The 11,851-nt window shown below is 58.0% G+C and carries 9 protein-coding genes; 7 read left to right on the top strand and 2 right to left on the bottom strand.

Features of this window, described 5'->3' with window-relative positions; genetic code table 11:
* The first annotated feature begins 62 nt into the window (after window positions 1–62).
* Window positions 63–779 carry an SIMPL domain-containing protein gene (locus tag AC1D2Q_RS15725; RefSeq protein WP_477813778.1) on the top strand — a complete coding sequence of 239 codons (717 nt, stop codon included), beginning with the start codon at window positions 63–65 and terminating at the stop codon, window positions 777–779.
* A gap of 126 nt (window positions 780–905) precedes the next feature.
* Here the strand turns inward: AC1D2Q_RS15725 and AC1D2Q_RS15720 are convergent, their stop codons facing one another.
* Window positions 906–1,277 carry a DUF6124 family protein gene (locus tag AC1D2Q_RS15720; protein WP_477813777.1) on the bottom strand — a complete coding sequence of 124 codons (372 nt, stop codon included), beginning with the start codon at window positions 1,275–1,277 and terminating at the stop codon, window positions 906–908.
* A 260-nt stretch (window positions 1,278–1,537) separates the two neighbouring features.
* Window positions 1,538–1,888 (bottom strand): NIPSNAP family protein, encoded by a 351-nt coding sequence (locus tag AC1D2Q_RS15715; RefSeq protein ID WP_477813776.1) that lies wholly within the window; start codon window positions 1,886–1,888, stop codon window positions 1,538–1,540.
* A gap of 194 nt (window positions 1,889–2,082) precedes the next feature.
* Between AC1D2Q_RS15715 and AC1D2Q_RS15710 the strand changes: the two genes are divergently transcribed.
* The 6 genes from AC1D2Q_RS15710 to AC1D2Q_RS15685 all read left to right on the top strand — a co-directional run bounded on the left by AC1D2Q_RS15710 (window position 2,083) and on the right by AC1D2Q_RS15685 (window position 11,841).
* Window positions 2,083–3,693, top strand: coding sequence for an ABC transporter substrate-binding protein (locus tag AC1D2Q_RS15710; RefSeq protein ID WP_477813775.1), 1,611 nt, complete (start codon window positions 2,083–2,085; stop codon window positions 3,691–3,693).
* 257 nt (window positions 3,694–3,950) lie between these two features.
* Entirely contained in the window at window positions 3,951–5,576 is a 1,626-nt protein-coding gene (locus tag AC1D2Q_RS15705; RefSeq protein WP_477813774.1) for an ABC transporter substrate-binding protein, read from the top strand.
* 302 nt (window positions 5,577–5,878) lie between these two features.
* A complete protein-coding gene (locus tag AC1D2Q_RS15700; protein WP_007941112.1) occupies window positions 5,879–7,480 on the top strand; it encodes an ABC transporter substrate-binding protein in 1,602 nt (533 codons plus the stop codon).
* Between the two features lie 170 nt (window positions 7,481–7,650).
* A complete protein-coding gene (locus AC1D2Q_RS15695; RefSeq protein WP_477813773.1) occupies window positions 7,651–9,084 on the top strand; it encodes an OprD family porin in 1,434 nt (477 codons plus the stop codon).
* A gap of 77 nt (window positions 9,085–9,161) precedes the next feature.
* Complete coding sequence (locus tag AC1D2Q_RS15690; RefSeq protein WP_477813772.1) at window positions 9,162–10,757, top strand: ABC transporter substrate-binding protein; 1,596 nt, start codon at window positions 9,162–9,164, stop codon at window positions 10,755–10,757.
* Window positions 10,758–10,830: 73 nt separating this feature from the next.
* A complete protein-coding gene (locus AC1D2Q_RS15685) occupies window positions 10,831–11,841 on the top strand; it encodes an ABC transporter permease subunit (protein ID WP_477813771.1) in 1,011 nt (336 codons plus the stop codon).
* Window positions 11,842–11,851 lie beyond the last annotated feature (10 nt).

Genomic DNA, 11,851 nt, shown 5'->3' with positions numbered 1-11,851 from the left:
GAGTCTGATGGTTTCACGCAGGTTCGGACCCTAACCCCTGCGCATCGTCCAAGGAGCTTTTCATGCACACATTGCGCCGCAGCGCCGCCCTTCTCGCCTTAAGCGTTGGCACCGCCGCCAGCCTCCCGGCCCTGGCCGTCGACGAGCTGCATTACAACCAGATCTCCCTGCGCGCCGAAGTCAGCCAGGAAGTGGCCCGCGACCTGATGATCGTGACCCTCTACACCGAAGAACAAAACACCGACCCGGCCAAACTCGCCGCCGACATCAGCACCACCATGAACAAGGCGCTGGCCCAGGCCAAGCAGGTCAAGGACATCACCCTGCGTCAGGGCAGCCGCAACAGCTACCCGATATACGACACCAAAGGCCAGAAAATCACCGGTTGGCGTGAACGCGCCGAACTGCGCCTGGAAAGCTCGGACTTCGCCGCCCTGTCCAAACTCACCGGCGAACTGCTCACGGACCTGAAAATGGGCGGCATGGACTTCGCCATCGCGACGCCAACCCGCAAAGCCAGCGAAGACGCCCTGCTCAAAGAAGCCGTGACCGCCTTCAAGTCCCGCGCTCAACTGGCCACCGACGCTCTGGGCGGCAAGAGCTACAAAATCGTCAACCTGAACCTCAACAGCAACGGTTACCCACAACCGTACATGCGCGGGCCGATGATGATGAAAGCCGCCGGCATGGATTCGGCACCGGTGACGCCAGAAGTTGAAGCCGGCACCAGCCAGGTCAGCATGACGGCGGATGGGGCGATTGAAGTGTTGATGCCTTGATTCGATAACCCGGACATGAAAAAACGGCGATCACCGAAGTGATCGCCGTTTTTTTGTGCCAGAAGAATCTGGTTGTGACCGTCAGCTTGGTGGTGAAAGCACGGACGTCATCGCAGTGATTCAGAATTAAGTCTGCGGATCGACGTTATCCAACGCCCGATTCACCGCCAATTCCGCCAGCATGATGATCTGTTGAATCGCCAACACTGTATTGCGCTGCGGGCCGATCAGGTTCGTGGCGAAATCACTGGCCAGGACACTGGCCGAGGCCAATGACTCGCAGGCTTGTGCCAGGAGACTCTCGGTGTCCATGTCAGGGGCAACCAAGTACATCGTGCTGGGGCGACGAGGTTTTGCGGCGTAAGGTTTGGGCGGATCGAGGTAGTAGTCGAGCGCACGTTTTATGGCTTCGCGGTCTTTGAGTAGCTCTTCGGCGCGCAAGGCTTCGGCGATTGGGTTGGTTTTGTTAAAGTTCGAATCAGAATTATCATCGTCCATTTGCAGCTCCTAATCACGATTGGAGCCATCACTTGCCATTATGGTCGTGAGGGCTTTCGCCCTACTGATTTCAGGTTTCCACTCCTGGTCGCTGATTTCGCAGCGACAGCCAAAGACTAGAGAGCCCGCTTCCGACGGACAACCTGAAAGATGCGTGGGAAAGGTCTGCGTTCAGGCACATCCATTAAACATTCAAAAGCGGAACGCGGAGCGTCCCTGGCGGCGTTCCCACGCGGGAGCGTGGGAACGATCATTGAGCATCAGCTCTGGACAGATTTATGGGAAGCTCTGATGGCATCAATCGCCTCTTGAGTGAGCGTCATAACGGTCGTTGTGCTTACTTCAATCCGACTGATGATGTCTGCTCTCGGACCTTGCTTCCAATCAGTACTTGAGTAAAAAAGATCTTGAGAGGCTTGCCGATGATTCTCGCTCTCGTAGGAGCGAATTAAGTGATAACTGTCATCGTCATGCAAAGAGCCGCCATAAGAAACAACATCCATACCCGCCTTTAAGTGAAGCGGAACGCTTACTTCCCGCATTATTCGATGGAAATCCAATCCTGATCCCGGTTTCAAAGTGTACATCAGGATTTCAACAATTCGAGTCATTCCAAATCTTCCCTGTGGGATTTCAGTTCCTGCCTAAGGATATATGCTGGCTGATCCGCCGCCTTCGCGGGCAAGCCTCGCCCCGGTCAACTATGCCCAGATAGAGGGGTCCCCCTCAAAAAACGATATTTCCACCCTCCCCGCCAACAACGCTACCCTCAGGAAAACATCGCCGCAAAGCCCTCGGGGACTCCATGGAAAGAACCACCGTCAAACCACTTCTGCTCGCACTCGCCCTCGCCACAACCGCATCACTCGCACAAACCGCCCAAGCCGCCACCACCCTGGTCTACTGCTCCGAAGCCAGCCCCGCCGGCTTCGACCCCAGCCAATACACCAGCGGCACCGACTTCGACGCCTCCGCCGAAACCGTCTTCAACCGCCTCACCCAATTCAAACGCGGCGGCACCGAAATCGAACCCGGCCTGGCAACAAGATGGGACGTATCCGAGGACGGCCTCACCTACACCTTCCACCTGCGCGACGGCGTGAAGTTCCACACCACCGACTACTTCACCCCCACCCGCGACTTCAACGCCGACGACGTGCTGTTCACCTTCCAGCGCCTGCTCGACCCGGACAACGCCTTCCGCAAGGCCTACCCCGCCGAGTCGCCGTACTTCACCGACATGGGCCTGAACACCACGATCAAAAGCATCGACAAGATCGACGACCACACCGTGCGCTTCAGCCTGAACAACGTCGACGCCGCGTTCGTGCAAAACCTCGCCATGAGCTTCGCCTCGGTGCAATCCGCCGAATACGCCGCCCAACTGTTAAAGGAAGGCAAAGCCGCCGACCTCAACCAGAAACCCATCGGCACCGGCCCGTTCGTGTTCAAGCGCTACCAAAAGGACTCGCAAATCCGCTACGCCGCCAACAAGGCCTACTGGAAACCCGAGGACGTGAAACTCGACAACCTGATTTTCTCGATCACCCCGGACGCCGCCGTGCGCTTGCAAAAACTCAAGGCCGGCGAGTGCCAGGTCAGCGGCTACCCGCGCCCGGCAGACATCGAAGTGATGGAGCAAGACCCGAATCTGAGGGTGCTCAAGCAAGCCGGTTTCAACCTCGGCTTCCTTGCCTACAACGTGACCCACCCGCCACTGGACCAGCTCAAGGTGCGTCAGGCGCTGGACATGGCCATCGACAAGCCGGCGATCATCAAGGCTGTCTACCAGAGTGCCGGGCAACTGGCGCAAAATGCCTTGCCACCGGCGCAATGGTCGTATGACCCGAACATCAAGGACGCCCCGTACGACCCGACCAAAGCCCGCGCGCTACTGAAAGAAGCAGGGGTTGCCCCCGGCACCACCATCGATTTGTGGGCCATGACCGTGCAGCGCGCCTCCAACCCCAATGCGCGGATGTCGGCACAGATGATCCAGCAGGATTGGGAGAAAGTCGGGATCAAGGCCAACATCGTCAGCTATGAATGGGGCGAGTACATCAAGCGCGCCAAAAATGGCGAGCATGACGCGATGATCTACGGCTGGACCGGCGACAACGGTGACCCGGACAACTGGCTCGGCGTGCTCTACAGCTGCGCTGCGGTGAAAGGTAGCAACTACGCCAAATGGTGTGACCCGGCCTACGACAAACTGGTGCAGCAAGCCAAGGTGTCCACGGACAAACAACAGCGGGTCAAACTGTACCAACAGGCACAGCAAATCCTTAAACAACAAGTACCTATCACACCGATTGCCAACTCGACGGTGTTCCAGCCACTGCGCAAGGAAGTCACCGACTTCAAGATCAGTCCGTTTGGCCTCACACCGTTCTATGGCGTGGGTATAAATAAGTAACACCAGGCTCCAACCGGGTGCGTCAAACGCCCCGGTCGCCCCTTATCGGTGCGCGACTTGCACCGTAAAAAACCTGCGCAAACGGTCAAATACATCAGTTTTTACACATATGCGACATTAAGGTACGTTCGTGCCACTGTTTAAGGCTTGGAGTCATTCCGGATCTTGCATTGGGTACGGCCCCTGCATAAGTATCCGTAGGTCGACTCACGAGGTCGTCCTCTAATCCAAAAATGACAACAAATCATGAGGCCACCATGCTTAAACACGCGGTCATTCCGTTTTTAGTCGGCGCAAGCCTGTTAGCCAGTGCACCTTTCGCCCAAGCGGCGTCTAACCTGGTGTTCTGCTCCGAAGGAAGCCCGGCCGGTTTCGACCCAGGTCAGTACACCACCGGAACCGACTTCGACGCCTCTGCAGAAACCATGTTCAACCGCCTGACCCAGTTCGAGCGCGGCGGCACCGCCGTGATTCCTGGCCTGGCGACCAAGTGGGACATCTCCAGTGACGGCCTGACTTACATTTTCCACCTGCGTGAAGGCGTCAAGTTCCACACCACCCCGTATTTCAAGCCGACGCGTGAGTTCAACGCCGACGACGTGCTGTTCACCTTCAATCGCATGATTAACAAGGATGACCCGTTCCGTAAGGCATACCCGACCGAGTTCCCGTACTTCACCGACATGGGGATGGATACCAACATCACCAAGATCGATAAAGTCGACGACCACACCGTCAAGTTCACCCTCAAAGACGTAGACGCCGCGTTCATCCAGAACATGGCCATGAGCTTCGCCTCGATCCAGTCCGCCGAGTACGCTGCCCAGCTGCTCAAGGAAGGCAAGGCTGCCGACATCAACCAGAAACCGATCGGCACCGGCCCGTTCGTGTTCAAGAGCTACCAGAAAGACTCCAACATCCGTTACACCGGGAACAAGGACTACTGGAAGCCTGACGACGTGAAGATCGACAACCTGATCTTCGCCATCACCACCGACCCGTCGGTACGTATCCAGAAGCTGAAGAAGAACGAGTGCCAGATCACTCTGTTCCCGCGTCCAGCCGACCTGAAAGCGCTGAAAGAAGACAAGGATCTGAAGCTGCCTGACCAAGCCGGTTTCAACCTGGGCTACATCGCCTACAACGTGATGGACAAGGTCAAGGGCAGCAACGAGCCGAACCCGCTGGCCGACCTGCGCGTTCGTCAGGCACTGGACATGGCCGTCAACAAGCCGCAGATCATCGACTCGGTTTATCAGGGCGCAGGCCAACTGGCCGTCAACGCCATGCCGCCGACCCAATGGTCCTACGACACCACCATCAAGGATGCCAAGTACGATCCTGAGAAAGCCAAGCAGCTGCTCAAGGAAGCCGGCGTCAAGGAAGGCACCGAAATCGTTCTGTGGGCGATGCCGGTACAGCGTCCGTACAACCCGAACGCCAAGCTGATGGCTGAAATGCTGCAGTCCGACTGGAAGAAGATCGGCCTGAACGTCAAGATCACCAGCTACGAATGGGGCGAGTACATCAAACGCTCCAAAGGCGGCGAGAACCAGGCGATGCTCATCGGCTGGAGCGGCGACAATGGTGACCCGGACAACTGGCTCAACGTGCTGTTCGGCTGCGACTCGCTGAGTGGCAACAACTTCTCCAAATGGTGCGACAAGAAATTCGACGGCCTCGTCAAGGAAGCCAAGCGCACCACCGATCAGGCCAAGCGCACCGAACTGTACAAACAGGCGCAACACGTCCTCAAAGATGCTGTTCCAATGACACCTATCGCTCACTCGACGGTGTTCCAACCCATGCGCGCCAACGTGCAGGACTTCAAGATCAGCCCATTTGGCTTGAACTCCTTCTACGGCGTCAGCGTCAGCAAATAAGAAAAGGCGGCGGCGACGTTTTCAGTGTCGCCGCTGCTTTTTTCTGCCGAGAAGTTAGGAATTTGCCTACATCCAAATCCGCTGTCTGACGCAGCCAGGGGTTAGGACGCGTTGCCTTTTCCTACGAGTCTTTAGGACTCAGCGCATTTACTGCCAGACCCACGGCACCTACCGTCGGGTTCTGACCAGTAACTGCGTGGGCTATCGGTTTGCTGCCCGTATTGGTTTGAGCTCAATGCAGCCACAACGTCCCCGGACGGGATCGCGGCGCATTGAATAACACTACAAAAAGAGGGAGCGTCATGCGCCATTCCTTGGTTTTATCCGCATTGCTGGGCACCGGCCTGCTGGCCGCCACTTCCATCAGCCAGGCCGCCAATAACAGCCTGGTGTTCTGCTCCGAAGGCAGCCCCGCCGGTTTCGACACCGCGCAGTACACCACTGCGACCGATAACGACGCCGCCGAGCCGCTGTACAACCGTTTGGCAGAGTTTGAAAAAGGCGCCACCAATGTCGTACCAGGCCTGGCAACCCGCTGGGATATTTCCGAGGACGGCCTCAAGTACACGTTTCACCTGCGCGAGGGGGTGAAATTTCATACGACCAAATACTTCACGCCGACCCGTGATTTCAACGCCGACGACGTGCTGTTCACGTTTAATCGCATGCTCGATCCGCAGCACCCCTTCCGTAAGGCTTATCCGACCGAGTTCCCGTATTTCAACGGGATGAGCCTGAACAAGAATATTGCCAAGGTCGAAAAGACCGGGCCGCTGACCGTGGTGATGACGCTCAACAATGTCGACGCCGCGTTCATCCAGAACATCGCCATGAGCTTCGCCGCCATCCTTTCGGCCGAATACGCCGACCAGTTACTGGCGGCCGGCAAGCCGAGCGAGATCAACCAGAAGCCGATCGGCACCGGGCCGTTCGTGTTCAAGAGCTACCAGAAAGACTCCAATATCCGTTACAGCGGCAACAAGCAGTACTGGGACCCGAGCCGGGTCAAGCTCGACAACCTGATTTTTGCCATCAACACCGACGCCTCGGTGCGCGTGCAGAAGCTCAAGGCCAACGAATGCCAGATCACCCTGCACCCGCGCCCCGCCGACGTAACCGCACTGAAGAATGATCCGAAACTGCAACTGATCGAGAAACCCGGCTTCAACCTTGGTTACATCGCCTATAACGTTCGGCACAAGCCTTTCGACCAGCTCGAAGTGCGCCAGGCGCTGGACATGGCGGTGAACAAGCAAGGCATTCTCAACGCCGTCTATCAAGGCGCCGGTCAACTGGCGGTCAATGCGATGCCGCCGACCCAATGGTCCTACGACGACACGATCAAAGATGCCGCCTACAACCCGGAAAAAGCCAAGGAACTGCTCAAGGCTGCCGGCGTGAAGGAAGGCACCGAAATCACCCTCTGGGCCATGCCGGTCCAGCGTCCGTACAACCCCAACGCCAAGCTGATGGCTGAAATGCTCCAGGCGGATTGGGCGAAGATCGGCCTCAAGGTCAAGATCGTCAGCTACGAATGGGGCGAGTACATCAAGCGCACCAAGAACGGCGAACACGACATCAGCCTGATCGGCTGGACCGGTGACAACGGTGACCCGGACAACTGGCTCGGCACGCTCTACAGCTGCGATGCCATTGGTGGCAACAACTACTCCATGTGGTGTGATCCGGCCTACGACAAGCTGATCAAGCAGGCCAAGGTCGTCACCGATCGCGACCAGCGCACCGTGCTCTACAAACAGGCGCAGCAGTACCTCAAGCAGCAGGTGCCGATCACGCCGGTCGCCCACTCGACGGTCAACCAGCCGTTGAGCGCCAAAGTCGAAGGGTTCAAGGTCAGCCCCTTCGGTCGCAACGTGTTCTCGGGCGTCAGTATCGACCAATAACCATTAGCCAAAAACGCTGGGGGGCGGATTCCGCCCTCACGCAAGCGTATTGCCGTAATTCGTCAAATCGGCCTACAGCAAACGTTTGCGATGCCTGAATGAGTTCTAAACCAAATAGCCGGATCACCAAAAAAGACCGGCATTAAAAAAGAAAGAAAGGAGCTTCACCCATGAAACTGAGCAGCACCGCGTTATTGGCCTTGGCCATCAGCAGCGTGACCGCCACGGCTTACGCAGAATCCCAGAGCCAGGCTTTCACTCCGGTTACCGTGAAAGAGAAAAGTGCCCAAAGCGAAGCCACTGGCTTTGTCGAAGGCCAATCGATCACCGGTTCCACGCGTAACTGGTACGCCAACGAACAAATGAAGCGCGGCGGCAAGTTCACTTACAAGAAGGACGGTGTATCGACCCCGACTGATCGTCGTATCAACTGGGTTCAGGGCACTATCGTCAAGTACAACTCCGGTTTCACTGAAGGCACCGTGGGTTTCAGCACTGAAGTGGCGGCCTATAACGCCATTGCCCTGGATCGTGATCGCAAAGACTTGGCCTCCAACAACGGCGGCGCACCGACCACTCGTCCCGGCGCGGGCAACAACCGTACGCTGACCAAGGAAGGCGGCGACGCCGTCGGCCAGTGGAGCAAACTGGGCCTGGCCAACGTCAAGGCCCGCATCTCTAACACCACGCTGACCGCCGGTCGCCAGAACTTCAGCAGCCCGATGGTCGATGTCATCGGTAACCGTGCCCTGCCTTCGAGCTTCGAAGGTGTGAGCCTGCACAGTGAAGAGCTGGAAAACCTGACCTTCGACCTCGGCACTTTCGACCGCAACTCTCCGCGTACCGAACAAAGCCAGCGCAAGTTCCGCTCCGAATACGGCGACACCAATGCCGAAGCCGATCATGTCCACACTGCCGGTATCACCTACCAGCCATTCGCCAGCCTGACCACCAGCCTTTGGGGCACCCAGGCTGAAGACCTGTGGAACCAGTACTACTTCGGCGCCACCCATGTACTGGGCGACAGCCAGGTCCTGAGCCTGACCACCGGCCTGAACTACTACAAAACCGTGGACGAAGGTAAAGCCAAGCTCGGCGAGATCGACAACGACACCTACTCCCTGTCGTTCGGCCTGACCCACCAGGCCCACAGCCTGACCTTCTCCTACCAGGAAGTGAACGGTAACGAGTATTTCGACTACCTGCACGAAACCAACGGCATCTACCTGGCCAACTCCCTGCTGTCGGACTTCAACGGCCCGAACGAGAAGTCCTTCCAGATCGCCTACGGCCTGAACATGGCCGAATACGGCGTGCCAGGCCTGAAGTTCAACATCTACCAGGCTCGCGGCTGGGGTATCGACGGCACTCACTACACCGGCAACGGCGGCGTAGCAGGCAAGGGTTACGACGGTATCCAGGCCCAGGATGGCGAAACCCATTACGAATACGGCATCGGCGCCTCGTACGCGGTACAGAGCGGCCCACTCAAGGCCACCGCTATCCGCGCGACCTACACCGCGCACCGTGCCAGCGAAAACCAGGCGGATGGCAGCATCAACGAGTTCCGTCTCGTGACCACCATCCCGTTCAACATTTTGTAAAACGCACGCCGGCGGCTGACTCATGACGAGTCGGCCGTTCGGTTTTTTCCTGTTCAACCGATTGCAGAGGGTTCTTGATGAAAATGCTTCCCCTACGAGCGGCCGTCGCTGCCGCATTGCTGAGTGTCGCTGTTGGCGTCTCGGCCAAACCCTTGGTGGTCTGTACCGAAGCCAGCCCGGAAGGCTTCGATATGGCCCAGTACACGACTGCAGTCACAGCCGACGCAGTGGCCGAAACCATCTTCAATCGCCTGGCGGACTTCAAGCCCGGCACCACTGAAGTGATTCCGGCGCTGGCCGAATCCTGGGACATCAGCGAAGACGGCCTGACCTACACGTTCCACCTGCGCAAAGGCGTCAAGTTTCACACCACCGAATACTTCAAGCCGACCCGCGACATGAACGCCGACGACGTGGTCTGGAGCTTCCAGCGTCAGCTGGACCCGAATCACCCATGGCACAAGCTGTCGAGCGTGGGCTTCCCGTACTTTGAGAGCATGGGCTTCAAGGAACTGCTCAAAAGCGTAGAGAAAGTCGACGACAACACGGTCAAGTTCACCCTGACCCGCCGCGAAGCGCCGTTCCTGGCCGACATTGCCATGGCCTTCTCCTCGATCTACTCCGCCGAGTACGCCGATCAACTGCTCAAGGCCAACAAGACCGGCGACCTGAACAACAAACCGGTCGGCACCGGCCCCTTCATCTTCCAGCGTTACGCCAAGGACGCCCAGGTGCGCTTCAAGGCCAACCCGGATTATTTCCGTGGCAAGCCACCGGCTGATGCGCTGGTCCTGGCGATTGCCACCGACAACAACGTGCGTCTGCAAAAGCTCAAGGCCAACGAGTGCCAGATCGCGCTGTATCCAAAACCGGATGACATCCCGAGCATCAAGAAAGACACCAACCTGAAGGTTGATGAGCTGAACGCGATGACCGTCTCCTATGTCGCCATGAATACCTCCCGCAAGTACATGAGCGACGTGCGGGTGCGCAAAGCCATCGACATCGCGTTCGACAAAGAGGCCTATGTCAACGCGCTGTTCGGCAAGGGCAATGCGACGGTGGCGGTCAACCCGTACCCGGACACTCTGCTGGGCTACAACCATAAACTGACCAACCCACCTCGCGACCTCGACAAGGCTCGTGCCCTGCTCAAGGAGGCCGGTGTGCCGGATGGCACCGTGTTCACCCTGTTCACCCGTAACGGCGGCGGCCCGACCAACCCTAATCCGATGCTCGGCGCACAAATGATGCAGGCAGATCTGGCCAAGGTCGGTATCAAGGTCGATATTCGTGTCATGGAATGGGGCGAAATGCTCAAGCGCGCGAAGAACGGCGAGCACGATATGGTGTCCGCCGGTTGGGCAGGCGATAACGGCGACCCGGATAACTTCCTGACGCCTATGCTCAGTTGTGAGGCCGCCAAGAACGGCGAAAACTACGCTCGCTGGTGCAATGAAAAGTTCCAGGCGCTGATCGACGAAGCACGGGCCAAAGTGAACCCGGCCGAACGCACGGCGCTCTACGAACAAGCCCAGGACGTTTTCAATCAGGACCAGCCATGGATCAGCATGGCGCACACCCGCATGTTCACTGCAATGCGCACCAACGTAGAGGGTTATCACATTAGCCCCCTCACCACTAACAACTTCGCCACCACCCAGGTGAAGTAGATAAGAAACGCCCGGCATCGCTGACCCCAGCGATGCCGGGCACGCCTAACCGGCTGATGAGGTACCACACAAGATGTTTAGTTTTATTGCCCGCCGATTGGGGTTACTGATCCCCACGTTCTTCGGCATCACCTTGTTGACTTTCGCGTTGATCCGCATGATTCCTGGCGACCCCGTGGAAGTGATGATGGGCGAACGTCGGGTCGACCCCGAAATGCATGCTCAGGCAATGGAACGCCTAGGTCTGAACAAACCGCTGTATGCCCAATACCTGGATTACATTGGCAAACTGGCCCACGGCGATCTCGGCGAATCCCTGCGTACCCGTGAAAGCGTCTGGACCGAGTTCAGCTCTCTATTCCCCGCGACCCTGGAACTGGCCTCGGCCGCCATGTTGTTCGCCGGCATCCTGGGCCTTCTGGCCGGGGTGATCGCGGCACTCAAGCGAGGGTCCCTGTTCGACCATGGGGTAATGGGTGTCTCCCTGGCGGGATACTCGATGCCGATCTTCTGGTGGGGCCTGATCCTGATCATGTTCTTCTCGGTGAGCCTGGGCTGGACCCCGGTATCCGGGCGGATCGACCTGCTCTACGACATCGAGCCACGCACCGGCTTCATGCTCATCGATACGTTGCTGGCCGATGACGTCGGAGCGTTCTTCGATGCCCTGCATCACCTGATCCTGCCAGCCATCGTGCTCGGCACCATCCCGCTGGCGGTGATCGCGCGGATGACCCGTTCGTCGATGCTCGAAGTGTTGCGTGAAGACTACATCCGTACCGCCCGCGCCAAAGGCCTGTCGCCGGCGCGCGTGGTGTTCGTGCACGGTCTGCGCAATGCGCTGATTCCGGTACTGACGGTGGTCGGCCTGCAAGTCGGCACGCTGCTGGCCGGCGCGGTCCTGACCGAAACCATCTTCTCCTGGCCCGGCATCGGCAAATGGCTGATCGAAGCCATTGGCGCACGGGACTATCCCGTGGTGCAGAACGGCATCCTGTTAATCGCCTGCCTGGTGATTCTGGTCAACTTCGTAGTGGACATCCTCTACGGCTTTGCCAACCCACGCATCCGTCATCAGCGCTGAGATCAATGAC

The organism is Pseudomonas sp. P1_A1 (assembly GCF_056406935.1).
This window is presented reverse-complemented; position numbering and strand designations above follow the sequence as displayed.